This is a genomic window from Echinicola sediminis (genome assembly GCF_054777495.1).
Genome location: NZ_BAAHAP010000083.1, coordinates 1 through 22,097 on the forward strand (window position 1 = coordinate 1; position 22,097 = coordinate 22,097).

Here is a 22,097-nt window from a genome sequence, read left to right on the forward strand (position 1 = left end):
GTCTTTGTACGCATCTCCGATAGGGATGAATATATTTTTTTTGATCAGCTTTACTTTGTTACGACTGATATTTTCAATCTGTTGGATCGAGACAATGAACGATTTGTGGACACGGATAAAGCCTTTAGAGAAAAGGCTCATTTCATAGTGCTTGATGGAATTAAGGGTCAGGACAGGCTTGTCTTCCTGGATCAAATGGATCTTTACGTAGTCCTTGAAACCCTCAAAATAGGAAATGTCATTGAGATTGATCTTGACGGTGCTGTGCTCCACCTTGGCAAAGATGAAACCGCTGTCTTCTTTTGGGCCCTTGTTTTCATTGGCCGGGAATGAGCTTGGCTCCATGGAGGTTCCTATTCCTTTGAACAACTTGCTTACGGCCTGGAAAAAGCGGTCAAAACTAATGGGCTTCAGCAGGTAATCTACCGCATTGATCTCAAATCCCTTGACGGCATATTCACTGTAGGCAGTGGTGAAGATGACCTTTGGTTTGACTGGCAGGCCTTCGTAGAATTTGATGCCGTTAATGTCGGGCATGTTGATGTCCAGAAATATCAGGTCGATGTTTTGTCTAAGGATGCAGTCCATGGCCTTGATGGCCGAATCAAATTTTCCCGAGAGCTCCAGCATGGGGATTTTGGCGATATAATCTTCCAGGATATCCAAGGCCAAGGTTTCGTCATCGATGATGATGCAGTTGAGTTTCATTTTTTTATGGTAAGGAAGCTTTTAAAGGTACTGTTTTCATAGACTTGCTTGAAGCTGTGCATTCCCGGGTAAAGCAGCTGCATGCGCTTTCGAAGGTTGTCTATACCGACCCCCTCTGGGTTTTTATTGGTAAAGACTTCTGCTTTTTCCCTGCCCACACTGTTGATCACTGATAGCATGATTTCCTTGTCATTCTCCTTGAGCGCGATCATTATGAAGGAAGGTGACAAATAGCTTATCCCATGCTTGAAGGCATTTTCGATCAAGGTGATAAACAAGAGGGGGTCTATGGGATAATCATCATTTTCTAACACAAAGGAATAATTGATTTTGGGTGCATTGTCGGGGCTGTACTTCAATTTTTCCAAATTGATATAATTTTTAATGAAGGCTACTTCCTGCCCCAAAGTGACGCTGCTTTTTCCCGATTCATAAAGCACATACCGTAGCATGTCAGATAGTAAAAGGATGGCAGGAGTAGTGTCCTCGGATTTTTTTCTTGCAAGAGAATAAATATTATTCAAAGCATTGAACAAAAAATGCGGATTCAGCTGATTTTTAAGAAAGTTTAACTCCTTGATGATCTTTTGTTTCTCTAGCTCCTCGTACTTTTTCCTGTCGCTCTCAAACTGTAGGATCAGTTCTATACTGGTGCCCAATCCCATGATCATGAAAAACCGTAAAAGAGAAGGCATCAAAAAGCGAATCGCTTTGGAGGGATACTGTTCCGTAGCCCCTCTTATGGCCCTACCGATCATTTCAGGGGGGGCTTCTCTAAAAAAATGGTGGAGTAAGGTGAAAGCAGCCATGAAAAGCAAGAGAAAAAGGGTATAATGAAAGTATTTCCTTTTGAGAATAAAGTGGGGGATAAGCCAGATGACATTGATCAGGTAAAAAAGGATAATGCTGATATTGGTAATACTGAAGTAGAAGAGGGACATCCTCCGGGCGTTGGTCTCATTAAAAAATGACAAAGCTGGGGATAGGATTATCCCCAGCACTAAAAGGTGAATGATGGTCTTCAGGACACTTTTTTGCTTTATTTTAAGCATATTTTTCGTTAGTCTTCTTCGTCGTAATCTACAAAGGGCTGCAGCTCCCAGATATCATCAAAGCGCAAGCTGGAACTTTTGCCCAACAAGACAAAGGCCCGTTCGTTGTTCACTGAAAAGGCAGAAGCTCCCGTTCTGAAGGTACCCTCAAAATCCGTTTTCTCCTGCCAGGTATCAGAGGAAGGATGGTACTCCCAGGTAGAGCCTGTGATGGATCCTTGGCTGCCCACACTGATATAACCGTGTCCGTCTATGCTGAATGCACAGGCATTGGTACGGTAAATGGTGTAGTCATCATCATAGTCCAGGTCTTCTTTTTGCGTCCATTCCAAGGTATTGCCATTCAGCGCCCAAAGATCAAACTCATAGGAGCCATTGTTGATGCCCGTACAAACATAGGCAACATCATCGATTACAAAGGCAGCGGCTCCCTGCCTTTTGGCTCCGCCCATACTGATGATCTGTTGCCATGAATCGGTCTGAGGGTCATATTGCCAGAAATCCTTCTGCTCACTCCCGTCATAGCCCGTCCCAATATAGCCTTTTCCCACCAAAGAAAAACCCACAGCATCATACCTGGCGGTGCCACCAAATGATGCCACTTCCTTCCACGAATCGGTCTGAGGATCATATTGCCAGAAATCTTTCAGTTTGTCTGTGCCATCATAGCCCGTGCCGACGTAGCCCATGCCATTGATTTCAAAAGCCACGGCATTGCTTCTGGAGTTCCCAGGAAAATCCGCTTTTCTTTCCCAATAATCCCCCTCGGGATTGTACGCCCAAAAATCACTTAAATATTCATCTCCAGTATAGCCCCCCATGATATAGGCGCGGTCTCCGATGGAAAAGGAGGCGGCGTTGGAGCGGTTGTCACCATCAAAATAGGATCTTCTGACCCAGTTTCCTTCTGAGGTTTCTTCTTCATCGCTTACACAGGAAGAGATGGAGATAATGGCCAACAAAGGAAGAAAAAGGTTAAATAAATTCACTTTACGCATGGTTTGTTCAATTTAATGGAAGAAATGTTATGTCTATTTTTATCTTTTGTTCAGCAGAAATATCCGAAAGGATCAGTCCGCTGGTTTGTAAGTCGGTGGAAGCAGGGGTGCTGATCCATAAAGCGTCCTGGTTATTGATGCCCTGGGAGAGTTTATAGTCAAGAAATTCCTTGACAGGGATCTCATAGTAAGTTTTTTCCTGAAACTGCTCGTCCCAGGAGGTCAATGAAAAGCTGCCCAGGCTTTGCAAAAAGTGGTTCTTTTTGTCCACAATCCAAAGGTTTACACTGGTAAGGGGCGGATTAAAATACTGGTCATAGGTGTTGGGCTTGAGGGGCAACAGGAGGCTGGCTGATGTGATGTAGTATTCCTCGGCAATTTCCTTCAATTCATGTATATCGGGCAGCTCTATTCTTGCCGAGCCACCCAGCAGCTGGTCGACCATCACTGCACCGGCACTGTTTGCAATGGGGATTTTTTCATAAGGTTCCGGAGATTGAAAAAACTGGGAGTTTCTATCCCTATCCAAATGGGTGAACATCTCAGAGCCATTTTCAACCGAAATTTTTAGAAGTCCATTGCCTTTGTCCAGGTCACTGGGGATTCGGTAATAGAAACCAATGTAGGAGGAAGTACTGAAACTCATCAGTGCACTGTTGTCATCAGTGGCCAGCACCAGTCCTTTAAAAACTTCCTCCAGGTTTTCAGTAGACTCAAAAATCCCATCATTTCCCTTCCCTTGTTCAAACAGTTGTTTCGCAAACTCTGCCGGAAGTGTTATGGTCAATGAGTCTTTGTGGGGGACTATTCTTGAAGGAACGGTCGTCAGTGGGCTTTGCCCATGCTTAAAGGTTTGATAGCTGTATATTTTATCCTCTTCATCCGCTTCCAAGGCTTCTTCCAGTTCATATACGCGGATATCAAAACCAGGAAGCGTGTCATAATGGTACTTTTCATAAAATAGAACCAGCACGGTGGAGTCCAGTTGGGCCTCCTTGTCCACTTCGGTGCTGCCGCTTATACCAAATTGTAGGTACGGCTCTGCATGAATCTTTCCCCTGAAATTGTCCTCATGATGGCCCAAAATAAAGGTGCTGACTTGGTTGGTGGCCAGAGAGTCGTTAAAATAAGTGTAAAGATCCATCTCTGTGTATTCAAACAGCTGCAGTTCCAGCTCATTTCCATCCACCACATTATGGGATGATGTAAGGTGCTCGTTTTGGAAGCATCCTGTCAGCAAGAGCAGTAGGGATACGATATAAAGGTGTTCTTTTTGCATAAGTAAATGCCCGATGGTCTCCTGGTTTAGTTTTTTGTTGTGTGCAAATCAAGTCAAAACGGAACAGCGGAGAGATTAAAATAGATTTAAGCCGTGTTTTTCCCGATGAACACCTGTTACAGCTCCTCGAAGACCTTGACAGTCCTATTTGGCGCTAAGGCAAGTTGGTCTCTTTAAATTGGGGCTTGTCGTGAACTTTTGGACTTTGGTCTATAATTTTCTCCGTAATGGAAATGGCCGGCTACTTTTCGGAAAAAATGTGAAAGATGAGTGTGATCAAAGGCATATTTTGTTGTAGTGTTTGTTTTCTTCTTTTTTGTGGTGAGCTGTTTGCCCAGCGCGGCGACGGCTCACTTTATTCTTCTTATGGGCTGGGCTTATTGGAGCAGGACAATTATGGTCAGGCGGCAAGGCTTTCGGGAAGTGGGGTGGCAGCGAGATCCCCTTATTTTTTGAATCCTATCAACCCTGCCAATGCGACCAGTATCAGTGCGTATACCTTTATGGTAGATGCAGAAGTAGATTATAAGTTGATGAACATCCAGACTTCCTCCGAAGAGATTAACATCAATAGCACCAACCTTAGTTTGGTGTCCCTATGGTTCAGGACGTCAAGAAAGTCGGCCCTGAGCCTTGGGATCATGCCCATGAGCAGTGTGGATTACAGTTTTATGGAGAAAACATATTTTGCCGGTTCAAGCAGCCCATTTGATAAGTCCATCTCGGCTTATGGGAATATCAATAAAGTCTTTGCAAACTTTGCCTATGATGTCTTGCCCGGTTTGTCTTTGGGGCTAAGGCCTTACTACGCTTTTGGCCAGATCAATCACGAGACCTTTTACGATACGGAGGAGGTTACCGAGGGAATGGTCAGTAGTTTTTTGATGAATGACCGCGACAATTATAACGGCTATGGGGCAGATTTGGGGTTACAGCTGAGGCTGTATAAGAGGAATGAAAAGCAGCTGAATTTTGGACTGAGCTATCAGCTTCCAGCAACGCTTAAAAAACAGACCAGTTCTTTTGCCTATCTCGGGGTGAGGGATTCACTACTGTACGAAACCTCCCAAAATGAAGGGATAAAGCATCCCGGTTCTTCCATTAAGGGAGGCTTGGCTTATCAAGACAGTAAATGGTTATTGGCCGCGGACTATGCTTATAAGATGTTTTCTTCAGATTGGCAGGATTATACCAATAGTCACAGGCTGAGTATAGGGGCAGAATACCTTCCTGATTTTTACAGTTTTAAGTTTTTGGAAAAAATGAACTTCTCGGCAGGCCTGTTTTATGATACCGGTTATATCAAGTCCAAAGGAACTCCGGTAGCTGCAAAAGGGGGGAGCTTGGGGCTTGGGGTACCTCTACATGGCTTTACCAGGCTGCACCTATCTTATCATTACGAGCAAAAAGGCAGCACGGACCAACTGTCCAAAGAAGTGACACATGGAATCAGCTTGAATTTTAACCTGGCCGATATCTGGTTCCAGAAAAATGTATATAAATAAGATGATGATTTTTTGAGGAATGCCGTGGAAAGTAGTAGGCACTTGAGAGAAGGTGTCAAAAAAATAAGCCTTCAGTTATTTTAATAAGCCTGAAACCAATGACTGCTAGATAAGGGGCAAAGGAGGTATTCCAACATCCTTTGCCCCTTTTGAGAGATAATTTTTTTCTGCGATCAGTTTCTTCGTCCTTTAGAAAAGTAGCCTGCTCCCAAATAAGGAAAAATTGATAGGGCAGGAACTTTCAAAGAGCTTAAGCCTTGACCTTCCTTTGGCGGATCACTTCGTAAATCAGTACCCCACTGGCCACCGAAACGTTAAGGCTTTCGATGTTTCCTGCCATAGGGATTCGGACAAATTCATCGCTGAGCTGCATGAGGTCATCGGATATGCCGTCCTCTTCCGAGCCCATGATGATGGCTGTAGGTACGGTGAAATCCGCTTCATACATGTCGCGTTCCGTTTTTTCGGTACAGCTGATGATGTTTAGGCCCATTTTTTTAAGGTCTTTGACCATAAAGTGGAGGTTTCGGGCCCTACAGACAGGGAGGAAGTTCAGGGCTCCCGCGGAGGTTTTTACCGCATCGGAGTTGATCTGCGCGGCGCCTTTTTCAGGAATGACGATGGCATGGACGCCCGCACACTCGGCCGTCCTGGCGATGGCCCCAAAGTTTCTCACATCGGTAATCCTGTCCAATACCAATATCAAGGGATCCACTCCCTTGGAAAAGCATTCCTCGATCACATTGTCCAAAGAAGCGTATTGAATGGCGGACATATGGGCCACCACACCCTGGTGGTTTTTCCGGGTGATCCTGTTGAGTTTCGCTTCCGGTACACGTACCACGGGAACCCGCTCCTTTTTGGCGATGCTCAGCATTTCCTTGATCAGGTCGTTGTTCAGCTCCTTATTGACCAGGATCTTGTCAATGTCTTTTTGCGCATGGAGCGCTTCCATGACCGCTCTGGTTCCGAAAATAAAGTCTTTATCGTGTGCTCCCTTGTCTATCAGAAAGCCATCTTTCCGCTTCTCCATAATGTGATACTTTGGAACCATTCCGGCTGATACGACCTGGAGCGGTTCAACATGTAGTAATTTGGTGTGAAAATGTTTTTGATGTGGGCAAAGGTAAAGCTAATTTTTGATTTAGAGCCTACTTTGTCGTAAATCCAGATTTCCTTGTCGGCATCAAAGAAGACGCCGGTCGGTGGCCCCATGATGGTATAGATCATGCCCCGGTCAGTTTTCCAGCCCTCTTTAAAGTCGGTAAAAAGGATATTGGCAAATTCGATCTGCCTGAAATATTCACGAATGATGGATTGGGCTTTTTGCGTGTCATGGGTGAGGTCCAGCCAGTACTTGTCCAAGGCTTTTTTCTTGTCAGACGCTTCTTTTAGGGCTTCGTGTTCGCTTCTGGTGGAAATATAAACCAGCATGTCCACCATCTCCCCATAACTGGAAACCCTTGGAAAGGCTTCTGGGGTGGTTTTGATCATAAAACCGGTCTGCTGACTGGTGTCCGATTGGATAAAATAGTAACCGTCGTCTTCAAAAGGTTTGGGGACATTGATCAGGAAGTCACCGTTGTCCACCACGCGGATGTCTTTGGGCACAGGCGCAGGCCGTGTTTCCATAGGGGGCAAGGGGATTTCAAACTGTCTTGGGTAATAATAGCTATACAGGCTCAGTCCCTTTTCACTTTTGAAAAGCAGCGCTTCCCCTCGGTTGATAAAGGTTTGGTCAAAAGGAACGCCGTTATCATAATAGGCGCCAAACTCCGGAATGTCCGCCACAAAGGGACTGATCAAATCGGTATGATAGACATATTGGTCGCCCTGACGGGAGTCTTGGCAGATAAGCACCGCATAGGCTTCATCCTGGCTGCTGGGAATGGTTACCGTCTCTTCAAAATAAAAGTGCCTTTCGGTATCCCGTTTTAACATGGGCTCGGTGAGCGGGACAATGTTCTTATCATTGATTTCTTCATTGAAATCCTTAACGATCGCATAAGAAAAAATATAGTCCTGAAAACTCGGGTTTTCTTCTATTTTTTCAATGGGCATTTGAAGCTTGAATTCCCGGTCACCGGATTTTATGGGGATGATTTTCGGCGCGATTCTGGAATAGCGCGAATAGCGGAGGTTTTGGTTGATGTTTTTAAGATTGCTCTGCGCCATGACACTCCATCCTAGCAGCAGCAGGACAAGCGTGGCAAATAGCGGTTTTAAATTTACGGTCTTTATCTTTGTCATCATTCGGTTTTAAAAATTAACCTTATTTTTGTTGAAAATAATAAAATTTTAAATGGCTACCTATACAACGGAAATTGCTTCTGATAAGTTGGTCAGTGACAACCCAATTCATCAACGTTTATTGAAGGCCTACATTGCAGCCAAGCCTTTGGTTTCTGGGGATTTGCTCGAGATAGGCTGCGGTGAAGGCCGAGGGGTGGAAGTACTGCGGGAAAATGTAAGCTCCTACCATGGACTGGATAAAATCGGGGAGGTAATAGAAAACCTGCAGCGGAAGTTTCCGGAAGAAACTTTTGAGCAAGCCGTGATTCCGCCGCTCAGTACCGTCCCGTCAGAACAGTATGATACGGTGGTGAGTTTTCAGGTAATCGAACATATCGCCGAAGACAAACTCTTTTTGGAGGAAATCTACCGGGTGCTCAAACCAGGAGGGAAGGCCATTATTTCCACTCCCAATATTCGTCATACCCTTAGTAGGAACCCTTGGCATGTCCGGGAGTATACCGGAAACGAACTGGTTCAGCTGTGTGCGAAAATTTTTGATCATGTGGAGGCCAAAGGAATTGGAGGCAACGATAAGGTATGGGCTTACCATGAAGCCAACAGGGAGTCGGTCAACAGGATCATGCGCTTTGATGTGTTTAATCTGCAGCATAAACTTCCTGCCGCTGTGCTCAGGCTGCCCTATGAAATCCTCAATAGAATGAACAGAAATAAACTCCACAAACAGGGAGGAAAATCAGTGACGGATATTTCACATGAAGACTACTTGGTGGTAGATCATCCGGACAAGGGGCTGGACCTGTTTTACATTTTGGAGAAAAAAGGTTGATCTAATTATGGGTAGTGAAATATAAAATCGACAGCATAGCCCCTTCCGAATTCCTGCAGGTAGTGGAAGTTTGGGAAGCTTCCGTCCGGGCAACTCACCGTTTTCTAAAGCCGGGCGATATTGACCATTACAAGCCATTGATCCTAAACCAATATTTGCTTTTAGTGAAGCTGGCCTGTGTGAGGGAAGATGGCGGACGGATTTTGGGCTTTATCGGTGTGGCAGAGAAAAAGGTGGAAATGTTATTTGTGCATCCCAAAGCATTCGGCAGGGGCATTGGCAAGGCCCTGATGGATTATGCGGTGAAAGAGCTTGGGGCTTGTTTAGTGGATGTAAACGAGGATAATCATGAAGCCGTAGGCTTTTATAAGCATCTAGGCTTTGAAGTCATCAACCGCTCCTGGCAGGATCAGCAGGGGAATCCATACCCCATCCTGCACATGTCCCTTTTAAAGTAATTAAAGGGACTTTTGGGGCCACAGAGAGGTTGATTAGCTTTTGAGGAGGTATTCCCTTACCAAAATACAGGCTCCAAGTACTCCTGCTTTTTCCCCTTCCTTGCTCAGCACGATTTTGGTGTCGTTTCTGACCAAACTCAAGGCATATTTGTTGACCGACATTTTGATGGGCAGAAAGAGATAATCCCCCGTTCGGGCCAAGCTGCCGCCGATGATGACCAGTTCGGGATTGTATAAATGCAATAAAGCAGAAATGCCTTTACCTAGTTTTTTGCCCACTTCATCGATCAACTCAATGGCCAAAGTGTCTTCCTTCAGTGCGGCCTCTATGATATCGTCAAGAAATAAATCGTCCTCGGAGGTAATGGGCTTTTTGATGTTGGTTTTAGAGCCTGATTGAAGTTTTTGGTAGAACTTTCTTATCAAGGCTTTGCCGGAGGCTTCTGTCTCCAGGCAGCCTTTTTTGCCACAATGACAGATGATTTCATTGTCGAAAATAGGGATGTGGCCAAGCTCTCCTGAAAAACCCGATTTTCCATAGATCAAAGCACCATTGATCATGATGCTCATACCTATGCCATAACCGACATTGATAAAGAGCACATTTTGCTGGTCTTTGACCAAGCCACTTTTAAACTCCCCGTAGCCCATGGCCCGGGAATCGTTTTCCAAAAAGGTGGGAAGTCCTATTTTCTCTTTGAACAGCGCGCTCAATGGATTTTCGCTAAAATTAAAATAACTGTAGCTATAGCCTGACTGATGATTGATACGACCTGAAAGGTTCACTCCCAGTCCCAGGATCTTTTCAAAAGGGACTTTTTGTGACTTAATGGTTTTGGCGATCAGTTGGCAAAGTTCCTCCAATGCTTCGGGAGTGTTTTTGAGCGCATAGGGGATATTGGGAATAAACTGGACCAGCCGGTTGCTGAAGTCGGTGATGCCAAAATGGATGTATTCCTTTTTTACCTCAACCCCGACAAAAAAAGCGGAGTCTGATTTTAATCCATAAATATTGGGTCTCCTTCCTACTTGAGAATCGATTTTTCCAAAATCCTGTACCAGTTCCGCTTCTACCAAGTCGTGGATGAGCTGGCTCATTTTAGGTACGCTTAGGGCCAAGGCCTTGCTCAAGTCAGGAATGGTGGCCTGACCGTTTTTGGAAAAATAGTGGAGAATCCTCTTTTTCAGTTGAAGGTTTTTGAAGGCTACACCGCTGAGCTCTGCCTCCTTTATGGTATTGAAAAATGTATTTGCAAATTCCTTCCGCATAGGGTCAATTGTCTTCATCTGCCCAAATGCTGCTTTCAGGGCTTTTTTTAATGATAATAAGAAGTAAACAGCTTAATAATGCTTATAAATAATAAAATTAAGGAATGAATTAATAAATATAATTATTAATTCTAAAGATATGTCCAGGGCTGCCCGATTCCATGAAAACGGTATCTTAGCCATAAGTTGTTCGTTGGAACGAAGCTTAGTTAGTATTAAATAATTTAAATTAATTGATAATTAATAAATTTTTTTATTAATTGAAATATTGATGCGAATTTTACATTATCCGGTTATTAGGTAATTCCGGTATAAATTGAACTAAAAGAAATTTTATGAAACCCTCTCCCAGACGATCGTTTTTGAAAAAGGCAGCCTTGGCCGGAGCTTCGGCCATGTCCCTGTCTTCAGCTGGCCTAGCCCAATCCAACCGTACATCCTTTGAAGTCGCTGAAGACCCCGCAAGTAAATTGCTCCTTCCCAAAGCGGGAGGTTTGAAAATTACAGGAACCTTTTTGGACGAGATTTCCCATGACATCCCTCATCAGAATTGGGGGGAGAAAGAATGGGATGCCGATTTTCAATACATGAAGGCGATAGGGATAGATACGGTCATTATGATCCGTTCGGGTTACCGTAAGTTCATTACCTATCCTTCTAAATATTTACTGGGCAAGGGCTGTTATATGCCTTCCGTGGATTTACTGGACATGTATTTAAGGTTAGCGGATAAGCACGGTATGAAGTTTTATTTTGGGCTATACGATTCTGGTAAATATTGGGATACCGGAGACCTGAGTGCTGAAATCGAAGATAATAAATACGTCATCGATGAGGTATGGGAAAATTACGGAAGCCGCTATAAAAGCTTTCAGGGGTGGTATTTGAGCGGTGAAATTAGCCGAAAGACCAAAGGGGCCATCAATTCCTTTTATGAAATGGGCAAGCAATGTAAAGCGGTTAGTGGAGGACTGCCCACCTTTATTTCCCCTTGGATAGATGGAAAGAAAGCAGTGGCGGCGGCTTCATCGGATGTCAGCAAAGCCACCGCGGTTTCGGTGAAGGAACATGAGGAGGAGTGGAACGAGATCTTTTCCGGTATCCATGACGTGGTGGATGCCTGTGCTTTTCAGGATGGGCATATTGATTACGATGAGCTGGATGCTTTTTTTACGGTCAATAAACAATTGGCCGATAAATATGGGATGGATTGCTGGACCAATGCAGAGTCATTTGATCGGGACATGCCCATTAAGTTTCTGCCTATCAAGTTTGATAAGCTACGGATGAAACTGGAAGCAGCGAAAAGGGCGGGGTACGATAAGGCCATTACCTTTGAGTTTTCACATTTCATGAGCCCTCAATCGGCTTATTTGCAGGCAGGTCATCTTTATAACCGCTACAGAGAATATTTTGGCATTTAATGCAATGAAAGAGAAGGGGAAATTGGGTTACGTGATTTTCTTGGCGGTGGTATCGGCTATCGGCGGGATTCTTTTCGGCTATGATACTGCGGTGATTTCCGGGACGATCAGTCAGGTCAGCAAACAGTTTGGCCTGAATGCACTGCAACAAGGATGGTATGTAGGCTGTGCGCTGATAGGTTCTATCGGCGGCGTGGCTGTGGCAGGAGTATTGAGTGACGCTTATGGTCGGAAAAAAGTGATGCTGTTTTCTGCGGTTTTGTTTTCTGTTTCTGCCTTGGGATGTGCGCTTAGCCATAGTTTTGCGCAATTAATTTGGTTCAGGATCATAGGAGGGGTCGGCATAGGGATGATATCGATCATTTCACCTATGTATATTTCAGAAATTGCCATTGCCCGCTATCGAGGGAGTTTGGTTTCCATGTATCAACTGGCGATTACCTTGGGATTTCTAATTGCCTATTGGGCCAATTTTCAGCTGCTTGGCTGGTCAGACTCGGTTACCGCGGAGGGCTTATGGGGAAAAGTCCTGAGGGATGAAAGCTGGAGAGGCATGTTGGGGATGGAATTTTTCCCTGCTTTATTGTTTTTGGTCATATTAAACTTTATTCCGGAAAGCCCCCGATGGCTGCTTGTCAAACAACAGTACGGTCGGGCAGAGGATATTTTTGCGAAGATTTATGCTTCGGTGGATCAGGCCAAATCAAAAGTGAAAGAAGTACTGCAATCAGTAAGCAAGCACGAGGGCAAACCTTGGCATTTGCTAAAGGACATCCAGGTGTTACGGCCGGTAATTATTGGCGTGGCCATTGCGATTTTAGGGCAATTTATGGGGGTAAACGCCGTGCTCTATTATGGTCCCAGTATCTTTGAGCAAAGCGGACTTTCTGGAGGAGATGCCTTATACTATCAGGTGATGGTCGGTGGAGTCAATGCCTTGACCACGGTTTTGGCGTTGATCATTATCGATAAAGTAGGACGCAAAAAGCTGGTTTATTTCGGGGTGTCGGGGATGATAGCGACCTTGCTCCTTATTAGTTTGTATTATTATAGGGGAGAGGCTTTGGGACTGTCAAGTGTTTTGCTGCTGGTCCTATTTTTAGCCTATATTTTTTGTACAGCCATTTCCATATCTGCTGTCATCTTTGTGCTCTTGTCAGAAATGTACCCCAATCAAATAAGGGGCTTGGCCATGTCCATTGCAGGCTTCTCTTTATGGATCGGTACCTATCTGGTCGGTCAGCTGACGCCTTGGTTTTTGGAGAATTTGGGCCCTTCCGGCACCTTCCTGCTGTTTGCCGGAATGTGTTTGCCTTATCTCTACATCATCATTCGGATGGTCCCCGAAACCGCGGGGAAATCACTGGAGGAAATAGAGGCTTACTGGATGAAGGCCTGATCGGCGAAAGCCCAGAGCGTGGATAATAGGATGAATGAAAAGAAGGCAAATGCTGCCAAATGGGCCATAAACTACCCTGAACATGAAAAAATATTCCAAAATTTACCAAAGTGAACTGTTGGAGAATGTGATGCCGTTTTGGGTGAATCACAGTATAGACAAAGAAGCCGGCGGGTATTTCACCTGTCTGGACCAATACGGGAAGATCTATGATACAGACAAGTTTACCTGGCTGCAAGCCAGGGAAGTGTGGATGTTTTCAGTGCTTTGTGACCAGTTGGGCAGCCGTGAAGAATGGCTTCAGACGGCCCTGCACGGAGCGGAATTTCTTCTGCGCCATGGTAGGGACCAGGAGGGGGATTTTTATTTTTCCTTAGATCGGTTTGGAAATCCCCTCATACAGCCTTACAATATTTTTTCGGATTGTTTTGCAGCCATGGCCTTTGGTAAACTCTACAAAATTCATCCAAAGGAAGAACTTGCCGTGGTGGCGAAAGCAACGTTCAACAATATCCTTAAAAGGAAGGAACATCCAAAAGGGAAATACACCAAAAATTACCCCGGGACCAGAAACCTGAAAGGTTTTGCCCTTCCCATGATCCTGAGCAACCTTACCCTTGAGCTGGAACATTTGCTGGAAAAGAAGGACGTAGAGGCCTTAGTCAGGCCTATCGTCACAGAAGTGATGGAGGTCTTTTACCACGATGATACAGGGTTGATTTTAGAAAACGTTGCTTCGGATGGAAGTTTTTCCGACAGCTTTGAGGGCAGGTTGACCTGTCCCGGGCATGTGCTGGAAGCCATGTGGTTTATGCTGGATTTATCGGAAAGATTAGACGATAAAGAGCTCGCGGATAAGGCCATCAAGATGGGACTGAAAACCCTCGAATATGGCTGGGATCAGGAGTATGGAGGGATTTATTACTTTTTGGATGTCAAAGGAGCTCCTCCGGAAAAACTGGAATGGAACCAAAAACTTTGGTGGGTCCATTTGGAAACACTGGTTTTTTTGGCCAAGGCTTACCAAAAGCGGCAAGATCCCTTGTGTGCACAATGGTTTGAAAAGGTGCACGATTACACCTGGGGGCATTTTAAAGATCAGCACTATGCAGAGTGGTTTGGTTATCTAGATAGGGCCGGTAAGGTGAACCTGCCTTTGAAAGGAGGTAAATGGAAAGGCTGTTTCCATGTGCCCAGGGCTTTGTTTCAATGCTGGCAAACCATAGAGAAAATATAAAGTAAATCATATGAACGGTAAAAGCATGAGTTTCTATTGGCTGAAAATTATATGGGGGCTGTCCTTGGTTATGGGCAGTCATTTGGTGTATGGTCAGGTGGAGGATGAATCCGTAGATATTTTGGTAATTGGTGGAGGGGCAAGCGGCACGATGGCAGGTGTTCAGGCTGCCCGGATGGGAAAGGAGGTGCTGATTGTGGAGGAAACGCCATGGCTGGGCGGGATGCTGACAGCCGCCGGGGTAAGTGCTATTGATGGAAACTACCGCTTGCCTTCTGGACTGTGGGAAGAATTTCGTCAGGATTTGGTCCACTATTACGGAGGAGCGGAAAACCTAAAAACCGGTTGGGTGAGCAATGTCCTTTTTGAGCCGCAGGTGGGGGAACAGCTTTTGCGGAAAATGGTAGCTGCTGAAAAACACCTAAGAGTGTGGGACAATACCCCATGGAAGGCTCTTGAGAGAAAGCAAGGCCATTGGCAGGTAAAGGTAGTCAAAGAGGGGCGGGAGCAGCTTATTTTGGCAAAAGTGGTCATTGATGCCACAGAGTTGGGGGATGTAGCGGCTTCTGTAGGAATACCTTATGATATGGGGATGGATGCGAAAGAGGTGACAGGGGAGGAAATAGCGTCTGAAAAAGCCAATCAGATCATTCAGGACCTGACCTATGTGGCGATTTTAAAAGATTTTGGCCCGGGAGCGGATAAGACCATCCCCCGACCAAAAGGTTATGATCCCGAACAATTTGCCAACACATGCGCCAGGGACGGGAAAGAGAATCCTGAAAAGCGGCTTTGGGATTGTGATCGCATGATGACGTATGGAAAACTTCCCAATGATTATTATATGATCAACTGGCCCATCAACGGTAATGATTATTACCTCAACCTCTTGGAAAAAGATAGGGAGGAAAGGGATAAGTTGTTACTTAAAGCCAAGGAGCATACCTTAAAATATGTTTATTACTTACAACATGAACTGGGCTACAAGAATTTGGGGATTGCTGACGATGTTTATCCCACTCTGGATGGTCTGCCCTTCATTCCTTATCACCGAGAATCCAGAAGAATAAAGGGAGCCGTTCGGTTTACGGTAAATGATTTGGCCGAGCCGTTCCGTCAAAAGAAGGCTTTATATCGAACAGGGATTGCCGTGGGTGATTATCCCATAGACCATCATCATGAAGCCTATCCCGACGAAGAGCAACTGCCTGACCTGCATTTTTACCCAGTGCCTTCCTATTCTCTTCCCTTGGGGACGCTGATTCCAAGAGAAGTAGCGGATTTTATTGTCGCAGAAAAATCCATCTCAGTGACCAATATTGTTAATGGTACCACACGTTTACAGCCGGTGTGCCTGCTTATAGGGCAAGCTGCCGGGGCATTGGCAACCCTGTCCGTTGAAGAGGGTATATCTCCCGGACAGGTGCCCGTACGGGCCGTTCAGTCCCAGCTATTAGAAAGTGGGGCGATGCTGATGCCGTATTCTGATGTAAGCAAAACGGCCAAGGCCTATTTAGCGGTTCAAAAGGTGGGGGCAACGGGCATTTTGAGGGGAGAAGGAAAAAATGTGGGCTGGGAAAACCATACCTTTTTCTATCCGGACAGTTTATTAAGGGCCGATGATTTGATGCTTGGGCTGGAAGCTTGGCTGGAAAGGGACAAATTGGAATTTGAAGGCGAGTATGTGACCAAGAAGGAGGCTGTTCACATTTTGGAATTGCTTTACCATGAATACCTCAGCACTAAAAAGCCTTTTAAGCAGGCATTGCAGGTAGTCATCCACCGTGAAGGATTGAGCTTTGCTCCCTCTGAGGAAGGGATCAGCCGTGCGGATTTTGCCAGCTTATTGGATGCTTTGATCGATCCCTTTTTTATAAGAGGGGTAGATCATTTCGGGGATTTTACTGATTAAATAAAAAAAGCGGCCTAGGCCGCTTTTTTTATCTTCGTCTGATCACTGCTCCTCCTGAAGAGGCGGATGGTCCCAGTATTTTATCGAGGTTGTCCTGAACTTGTGATGCCAGCTCTTCATAGCCCCTTTCCTTCAGCAAAGGAACAAAGAAGCGCATCATCTCAAGGCTTATCATGGCCTCTCGGTCCATCGTTCGGCCTTTGTCCCTATAGAACTCCAAGGTCTGCATGGACTTTTCGGAAAGCTTTTCAATGATATCCAGGGCAAGGTCGTCTTCTCCCATTTCGAAAAGGTAGATAACGGATTGTCCGCTGGAAAGATCATACGGGATCGCTTCATTCGGGAACTTCTCCAGGCTTAGTTTTTGGACATCTGCGGCTCTTTCAATATCGCCTTCATTTAGAAGTGCTGCCGAGATGCTGTTCAGTGCACTTCTATGGTTGGAAGTGAACCTTCTGAATTCTTCATCGAAATAGTTGTCCGGATCATTCATGCCCCTGTAAGCAAATTTCTCCATGACATTTTCATAGGCCAAATCCGTATTGACCAGGTACTCTTCTACATTGTCAGGTTTTTGGACCGGAAGTAGTCGGTAAGTCAAGCCTTCCATGACCACATGGTTCCTTAGGTCAAAACCAATGGAAGAAAGGGAGGTGTTGTTGAAATAAATCGGACGCTCCCAGTTGTTGGTGGTGATGAGGTCCAAGAGCATCAAACTGCCTTTGGTGAGGTACCTTCCTTTTACCCTTAAGTTCATATGATCGATCACCAAGTCTTCCATTCCCTGAGGAATGATGCCTTTTTTGATGACTTCAGCGGAATCAACCTCCAAGATCAGGTTTCTGGAAGGTACTTGGTTGATGGTGCTGCTGTAGCTGGAAGTCATCTTCAGCAGGTCACTTTCGTTTTTGATCAGTTTGAGGTACTCCCTCGCTGAAATTGCCTCCAGTCCCTGTCTTTCGTTGACATAAAGTACATCGTTGGTGCCTCTTTTAAAGTTCTTTTTCTCCAATGAGAAAGGAAGTGCTGCGGATTTGTTGACCGGACGGGTCATTTGTTCCACGTACCAGTCGGTGTCGAAGTAGCTCAGTACAATCACCCTGACGTCTGTTCTGAAGCCTTCTACTTCCTGCACATACCATAGAGGGAAAGTGTCGTTGTCCCCCCCGGTAAACAGAATGGCATTTTCTTCACAGGAAGCCAGGAAGTTTCTGGCCGAGTCCACAGAGAAGTATCTGCCAGAACGGTCGTGATCATCCCAGTTTTGGCCGGCCATTAATACAGGCACCGGAAAGGCGATCAGCGTAGCGATAATGGAGGCTACCGCAAAGTTTTTGTTCAGTTTCGCAATGGCATGTGCAATCGCCAGAACCCCCATGCCTATCCAAATGGCAAAGGCATAGAAGGAACCCACGTAGATATAATCCCGCTCCCTGGGCTCCACAGGCGGTGAATTGAGGTAAAGCACCAATACCGCACCCATCATCAAAAAGAGCATGGTGGTCAGCCAGAACGACTTTCGGTCATACTTTGCCTGGAAAAACAAGCCAATAATGCCCAAAATGAGGGGAAGCATCAGGTAATTGTTGTGTGCTTTATTGCTTTCAATAAATTCGGGATACTCATCAAATGCGGTCAACAGGCTCATGGCCGGTGCATCGGTGATGTCACTTTCCCTGCCGGAGAAGTTCCACAAAAAATACCGCCAATACATGTGTCCCAACTGATGGGAAAGCATAAAGGAGATATTGTCGGCAAAGGTGGGTTCTTCTCCTTCACGAAGTCCAAGTTTGGATTGGTAGATTCGTTTATGGGTTTCCTGAGTAGAATAGATTCTGGGCAGGATAGTGGTTTTTTCGGGATCGTATTCATTGACAATACCGTAATCCACAATTTCATATTTGTCCTTTCCTTTGGCGTAAACAGGTGCGCCCTCTTTTTGATCCACTACTTCCGCAGTGAAATACTGGCCGTGCAATAAGGGCCTGTAGCCATATTGCTCCCTTTTTAAATAGCTTACGAAGCTCAATACATCCTTAGGGGCATTCTCGTTGATCGGAGGATTGGCATTGGAGCGGATGACGATGAGGGCATAGGAGCCGTATCCGATCAGTATAAAGGTCAGTGAAAGCAAAACCGTGTTTAAAATGACTTTTTGCTTTTTGACAGAATATAGGATGGCTGCCACAAGAGCGCCCAAAAACAGGGCAATAAAGAAAATAATCCCAGAGCCAAAAGGCAATCCAACGCTGTTGACAAAGAAGATTTCCATGGATCCTGCAATACTGGGCAGGCCAGGTATGATGATGTTATTGATGACCACCAGGGCCACGCCTCCTAAAAGAAAAGCAACGATGGCTCCTTTGAGGTCAGGCTTTTTGAATTTTTTGAAATAGACCACCAGGGCCAGCGCAGGCAGGGTCACCAGGTTAAGCAAGTGAACCCCTATGGATAGACCTACCAAGTAGGCAATAAAGATCATGTAACGGTTTTCATCCTTGGGATTTTCGATCACGTCCCATTTCAGAAAGGCCCAGATGACAATGGCAGTGAAGAAGGAAGACATGGCATACACTTCAGATTCGGCTGCTGAAAACCAAAAACTGTCGGAGAAAGTATACACCATCGAGCCGATGATTCCTGCTCCCATAAGGGCAATGGTGTGCCCTTTGCTTTCACGGCCTTTTTCCAGTTTGAAGAGTTTACGGCCAAGCAATGTGATGGACCAAAACAGGAAAAGAATGGTAAATCCGGAAAACAGTGCACTCCCAGCATTCATCCAGTAAGCAACTTCCAAGGGGTCTCCAAAAGCCAAAAAGGAAAACATTCTATAAATGAGGAGGAAAAATGGTGCCCCCGGAGGATGTGGAACCTGAAGTTTATAGGCAACAGCTATAAATTCTCCCGGATCCCAAAAACTGGCGGTTTCTTCAATGGTAAGCAGGTAAACAACCGTTGCTATTAAAAATACAATCCACCCCGTTAGGTCATTGACTTTTTTGTAATTGATCATGTTTGGTTTACACTAATGTGAAAGGCGAAAATAAAAAAATATTCAGGAAATAAGGGTAAATTAACCAATTTTAAAAGTACTGGGGATATAATGAAAAACGGGGGATGTTTTCCCCCGTTTGTAGCATTAAGAAGTGATTCCCTTTTTTTTGTTCATTTCATCCACCAGCTGCCTTTTAAGCTTCCGCTCTCTTTCGAGGGTGTTTTTGCGGTGGTTTTCAAATTCTTCCTTGGTTTCCAAAAGGTCTTTGCGTGTTTCTGAAATCACTTTATGGCTTTTGGAGTATCTAAAGATAAAGAAGGCAAGGGCCAGTCCCAGACCAATGATGACGCTCCACATGATGGTGCTGTAGGTCGTCTTATATACTTGCAGGCCAAGGATGGAAAAGCTGTCTTTGGCTTCCAGTGCTTCTTTTAGTTCGTTTTCCGCGTTTTGGATACCTGTGTTCAGTTCACCTATTTCCGCATTTTGTGCCTTGATTTTACCATTCTTTTCGATGATCTGATCTTTGAACAGGCTAAGCGAATCCAAGATATTGGATTTGATTTTATCCAAGTTGGTTTTTTTGACCACTTTGTACTCTTGGTAATTATTGGATACGGAATTCAAATAGTCAAATTGACTTTCGATGGTACCCTCGTTCAAGGAGTTTTGTGGCTGTTCCTGCTCAGGTGTATTCTGAGCATATGTGGTGATCGATAAGGTGATACAGGTGAAAAGCGCTATAGTGCTGATTCTCTTCATTTTACTCTGTGTGTTAAATAAATCTAGTTGGTTTTTTTAATACCACGAGAATACAGGTTTTATGCCATTAATAAAAATATAGGACCTTTTAAAAGCATATTTTTGACTAAAAAGGCTGTTTTTGACCTTCTTTTTCCAAAAACTAATGTTCTAATGGCAAAACGCTGTTTTTAGTTTTTTAACCGCTGGACGGTGGATCGGGTGAGTTTCGGTGAAGCAAGAATTTTCTTGATAAATAGTTGATTTATCCAAGCTTGAGTAGGGTTTTTTGAAGGTCTTGGAATTCTTTTCACAATTTTTGTGGGCAATGAAACTTAGTGAAGCAAATAGGTGTTTTGCCAACTCTTATAGAGATCCGTTAAAATATAAGTAGGGTTTGGTATAATTAATCAAAGCTGGCTGTCGTTCTTATTCGATGTGAGCCAGTTGAAATCAAAAAAAGATTGATGTAGGAGAGCGGATTTCATTGTAATTTTGTGAAAAGTATTTTATGCAAATCAATAAATGTTTTGTGATGGTGCTGGTAATATTGTCCTCAGCAGTGTATGGGGGACAAGAGCCGGTGGATTCTGCTGGAATAAATGAAAAGTCTGAATACCTCTTGTTGGATAAAGGCTTGCAGTTTAGGATCACAGAGGCGGTAAACAGCATGTATAATTTTGATTTTGAAACTGCCGAAAGGGGGTTTGCAGTCATGCGCTACAATTATCCTGAGCATCCTCTGCCTTATTTTTTGCTCGGTTTGAGCCAATGGTGGAAAATCATTCCGGATATGGAGAATAAAAAGCACGATAAGCTTTTTCTCCGTCTGATGGACGAGACCATCAAAAAAGCAGAGGCCATCCATGACAAGGATCCGGATAATAAAGAAGCTACTTTTTTTCTCGCTGCGGCCTATGGCTTCAAAGGGAGGCTTTTGAGTGAGCGTGAGAGCTGGACAGCAACGGCACTTGCCGGAAAAAATGCACTCAAATACATGGAGATGAGTAAAGGGGAAGAGGAGCTGAGTCCTGAATTGCTGCTTGGTGATGCCCTTTATAACTACTTTTCTGTTTGGATTCCCGACAACTATCCCTTGTTAAGGCCGGTGATGGCTTTGTTTCCAAAAGGTGATAAAGCTTTGGGACTGAAACAGCTGGAGGAGGTCGCCAGTAATTCGTTTTACGCAAGGGTGGAAGCACAGTATTTCCTGTTCAGGCTTTATGCCTCTGAAGAGAAAAAGCCCATGGAGGCTCTGCAGATCACTTCCTATCTTCAACATAAATACCCCAACAACCCATATTTTCACCGTTTCTATGCCCGTCAGCTCTATGCTGTAGGAAGAAAAGAGGAGGCGAAGGAGGTTTCAATGGAAATACTGAAGCGGATAGAAGAGGGGAGGCTGGGCTATGAGGCCAACAGCGGAAGATACGCGGCATTTTTCGTGGCCGAATATTATTATAGAAACCAAAACCTTATAGAGGCCAAAAAATATTATGCACAGACAGTGGGTTTTGGGGAAGAAGCTGAGAGCCAGGAAAGCGGTTACTATCTCTACGCCCTGCTCAATCTTGGAAAGATAGCTACCAAGGAAAACAAGAAGCAGTTGGCAGAGGGATACCTCAAAAAAGTGAAGAAATATGCCAAGAGAAAACATCCTGCCCACAAGGAAGCAAGAGATTTTTTGAAAAAGAATAAACTTTAATTAAAAGTTGGCCGTTTCATAGTTAACGAATCAAGAGAATATTTGAAAATATGCTGGTTAAAATTGGTAATCAGAATAAAAGTTTTAAATATTCCTACGAAAAATTAACAATATTTTGCTTTAACGGCTGTTTTTTGATGTAAATTGCTTTAAAATAATTTGAAAATATATTACCTTTGCACGACATAAAATTTTGCAAATATCTAATAGCATGGATAATAACATAAAAGTAAAATTCGACAAAATTGACCGCAAAATCTTAGAAATCCTTCAAGCAAATGCGAAAATAACCAATGCGCAGCTTTCCAAGGATATTGGTCTATCTCCTGCCCC

At 44.5% G+C, this 22,097-nt stretch carries 18 protein-coding genes; 9 read left to right on the forward strand and 9 right to left on the reverse strand.

Translation table 11 applies throughout. The annotated features are described in order from the left end of the window. From ACYVAA_RS17605 to ACYVAA_RS17620, 4 genes are all read right to left on the reverse strand, one after another. On the reverse strand, window positions 1–708 hold a 708-nt coding region (locus tag ACYVAA_RS17605), incomplete at its 3' end, for a LytR/AlgR family response regulator transcription factor (protein ID WP_460544209.1). Then, the gene (locus ACYVAA_RS17610; protein WP_460544211.1) at window positions 705–1,760 is read right to left on the reverse strand and encodes a sensor histidine kinase; all 1,056 of its coding nucleotides are present in this window, start codon (window positions 1,758–1,760) and stop codon (window positions 705–707) included. The genes ACYVAA_RS17610 and ACYVAA_RS17605, both read right to left, overlap by 4 nt. Window positions 1,761–1,768: 8 nt before the next feature. Continuing rightward, a complete protein-coding gene (locus ACYVAA_RS17615) occupies window positions 1,769–2,758 on the reverse strand; it encodes a Kelch repeat-containing protein (protein WP_460544213.1) in 990 nt (329 codons plus the stop codon). 7 nt (window positions 2,759–2,765) lie between these two features. After that, a complete protein-coding gene (locus tag ACYVAA_RS17620) occupies window positions 2,766–4,037 on the reverse strand; it encodes a DUF4270 family protein (protein ID WP_460544215.1) in 1,272 nt (423 codons plus the stop codon). A 266-nt stretch (window positions 4,038–4,303) separates the two neighbouring features. Between ACYVAA_RS17620 and ACYVAA_RS17625 the strand changes: the two genes are divergently transcribed. Then, the gene (locus ACYVAA_RS17625; RefSeq protein WP_460544217.1) at window positions 4,304–5,542 is read left to right on the forward strand and encodes a hypothetical protein; all 1,239 of its coding nucleotides are present in this window, start codon (window positions 4,304–4,306) and stop codon (window positions 5,540–5,542) included. Window positions 5,543–5,792: 250 nt separating this feature from the next. Here ACYVAA_RS17625 and rlmB read toward each other — a convergent pair whose 3' ends face one another. Together rlmB and ACYVAA_RS17635 are read right to left on the reverse strand one after the other, a co-directional pair. Then, the gene (gene rlmB / locus ACYVAA_RS17630; protein ID WP_460544219.1) at window positions 5,793–6,575 is read right to left on the reverse strand and encodes a TrmH family RNA methyltransferase; all 783 of its coding nucleotides are present in this window, start codon (window positions 6,573–6,575) and stop codon (window positions 5,793–5,795) included. Next, on the reverse strand, window positions 6,548–7,795 hold the full coding sequence (locus ACYVAA_RS17635; RefSeq protein ID WP_460544221.1) for a GWxTD domain-containing protein: 1,248 nt from the start codon (window positions 7,793–7,795) through the stop codon (window positions 6,548–6,550). Before ACYVAA_RS17635 ends, rlmB begins: the two co-directional genes overlap by 28 nt. Window positions 7,796–7,844: 49 nt before the next feature. Between ACYVAA_RS17635 and ACYVAA_RS17640 the strand changes: the two genes are divergently transcribed. Then, a complete protein-coding gene (locus tag ACYVAA_RS17640) occupies window positions 7,845–8,624 on the forward strand; it encodes a class I SAM-dependent methyltransferase (RefSeq protein ID WP_460544223.1) in 780 nt (259 codons plus the stop codon). 14 nt (window positions 8,625–8,638) lie between these two features. Next, window positions 8,639–9,082 carry a GNAT family protein gene (locus tag ACYVAA_RS17645; protein WP_460544225.1) on the forward strand — a complete coding sequence of 148 codons (444 nt, stop codon included), beginning with the start codon at window positions 8,639–8,641 and terminating at the stop codon, window positions 9,080–9,082. Between the two features lie 33 nt (window positions 9,083–9,115). On the opposite strand, the gene ACYVAA_RS17650 is transcribed toward ACYVAA_RS17645, so the two are convergent. Beyond that, complete coding sequence (locus ACYVAA_RS17650; RefSeq protein WP_460544228.1) at window positions 9,116–10,351, reverse strand: ROK family transcriptional regulator; 1,236 nt, start codon at window positions 10,349–10,351, stop codon at window positions 9,116–9,118. Window positions 10,352–10,686: 335 nt separating this feature from the next. Here ACYVAA_RS17650 and ACYVAA_RS17655 point away from each other — a divergent pair, with 335 nt between their 5' ends. From ACYVAA_RS17655 to ACYVAA_RS17670, 4 genes are all read left to right on the forward strand, one after another. Further along, window positions 10,687–11,775, forward strand: coding sequence for a DUF4434 domain-containing protein (locus ACYVAA_RS17655; RefSeq protein ID WP_460544230.1), 1,089 nt, complete (start codon window positions 10,687–10,689; stop codon window positions 11,773–11,775). Between the two features lie 4 nt (window positions 11,776–11,779). Then, entirely contained in the window at window positions 11,780–13,174 is a 1,395-nt protein-coding gene (locus tag ACYVAA_RS17660; RefSeq protein ID WP_460544232.1) for an MFS transporter, read from the forward strand. Between the two features lie 82 nt (window positions 13,175–13,256). Then, window positions 13,257–14,411, forward strand: coding sequence for an AGE family epimerase/isomerase (locus ACYVAA_RS17665; RefSeq protein ID WP_460544234.1), 1,155 nt, complete (start codon window positions 13,257–13,259; stop codon window positions 14,409–14,411). Window positions 14,412–14,421: 10 nt separating this feature from the next. After that, entirely contained in the window at window positions 14,422–16,323 is a 1,902-nt protein-coding gene (locus ACYVAA_RS17670; RefSeq protein ID WP_460544236.1) for an FAD-dependent oxidoreductase, read from the forward strand. Window positions 16,324–16,351: 28 nt separating this feature from the next. On the opposite strand, the gene ACYVAA_RS17675 is transcribed toward ACYVAA_RS17670, so the two are convergent. Then, window positions 16,352–19,336, reverse strand: coding sequence for a glycosyltransferase family 117 protein (locus ACYVAA_RS17675; protein WP_460544238.1), 2,985 nt, complete (start codon window positions 19,334–19,336; stop codon window positions 16,352–16,354). Window positions 19,337–19,462: 126 nt separating this feature from the next. Beyond that, window positions 19,463–20,080: a hypothetical protein gene (locus ACYVAA_RS17680; RefSeq protein ID WP_460544240.1), complete on the reverse strand. Its 618-nt coding sequence runs from the start codon at window positions 20,078–20,080 to the stop codon at window positions 19,463–19,465. A 490-nt stretch (window positions 20,081–20,570) separates the two neighbouring features. On the opposite strand from ACYVAA_RS17680, the gene ACYVAA_RS17685 reads away from it, so the two are divergent. Beyond that, window positions 20,571–21,764: a tol-pal system protein YbgF gene (locus ACYVAA_RS17685; RefSeq protein WP_460544242.1), complete on the forward strand. Its 1,194-nt coding sequence runs from the start codon at window positions 20,571–20,573 to the stop codon at window positions 21,762–21,764. A gap of 211 nt (window positions 21,765–21,975) precedes the next feature. Then, window positions 21,976–22,097: Lrp/AsnC family transcriptional regulator (locus tag ACYVAA_RS17690; protein WP_460544244.1), on the forward strand; the 122-nt coding region annotated here is incomplete at its 3' end.

Excerpts from the sequence above, each read along its gene's own strand:
- ACYVAA_RS17640 (WP_460544223.1), top strand. The coding sequence starts at position 7,845 with ATGGCTACCTATACAACGGAAATTGCTTCTGATAAGTTGGTCAGTGAC.
- ACYVAA_RS17670 (WP_460544236.1), top strand. The coding sequence starts at position 14,422 with ATGAACGGTAAAAGCATGAGTTTCTATTGGCTGAAAATTATATGGGGG.
- ACYVAA_RS17610 (WP_460544211.1), bottom strand. The coding sequence starts at position 1,760 with ATGCTTAAAATAAAGCAAAAAAGTGTCCTGAAGACCATCATTCACCTT.
- ACYVAA_RS17615 (WP_460544213.1), bottom strand. The coding sequence starts at position 2,758 with ATGCGTAAAGTGAATTTATTTAACCTTTTTCTTCCTTTGTTGGCCATT.
- ACYVAA_RS17665 (WP_460544234.1), top strand. The coding sequence starts at position 13,257 with ATGAAAAAATATTCCAAAATTTACCAAAGTGAACTGTTGGAGAATGTG.
- ACYVAA_RS17685 (WP_460544242.1), top strand. The coding sequence starts at position 20,571 with ATGCAAATCAATAAATGTTTTGTGATGGTGCTGGTAATATTGTCCTCA.
- rlmB (WP_460544219.1), bottom strand. The coding sequence starts at position 6,575 with ATGGAGAAGCGGAAAGATGGCTTTCTGATAGACAAGGGAGCACACGAT.
- ACYVAA_RS17680 (WP_460544240.1), bottom strand. The coding sequence starts at position 20,080 with ATGAAGAGAATCAGCACTATAGCGCTTTTCACCTGTATCACCTTATCG.
- ACYVAA_RS17650 (WP_460544228.1), bottom strand. The coding sequence starts at position 10,351 with ATGCGGAAGGAATTTGCAAATACATTTTTCAATACCATAAAGGAGGCA.
- ACYVAA_RS17655 (WP_460544230.1), top strand. The coding sequence starts at position 10,687 with ATGAAACCCTCTCCCAGACGATCGTTTTTGAAAAAGGCAGCCTTGGCC.
- ACYVAA_RS17625 (WP_460544217.1), top strand. The coding sequence starts at position 4,304 with ATGAGTGTGATCAAAGGCATATTTTGTTGTAGTGTTTGTTTTCTTCTT.
- ACYVAA_RS17635 (WP_460544221.1), bottom strand. The coding sequence starts at position 7,795 with ATGATGACAAAGATAAAGACCGTAAATTTAAAACCGCTATTTGCCACG.
- ACYVAA_RS17660 (WP_460544232.1), top strand. The coding sequence starts at position 11,780 with ATGAAAGAGAAGGGGAAATTGGGTTACGTGATTTTCTTGGCGGTGGTA.
- ACYVAA_RS17675 (WP_460544238.1), bottom strand. The coding sequence starts at position 19,336 with ATGATCAATTACAAAAAAGTCAATGACCTAACGGGGTGGATTGTATTT.
- ACYVAA_RS17620 (WP_460544215.1), bottom strand. The coding sequence starts at position 4,037 with ATGCAAAAAGAACACCTTTATATCGTATCCCTACTGCTCTTGCTGACA.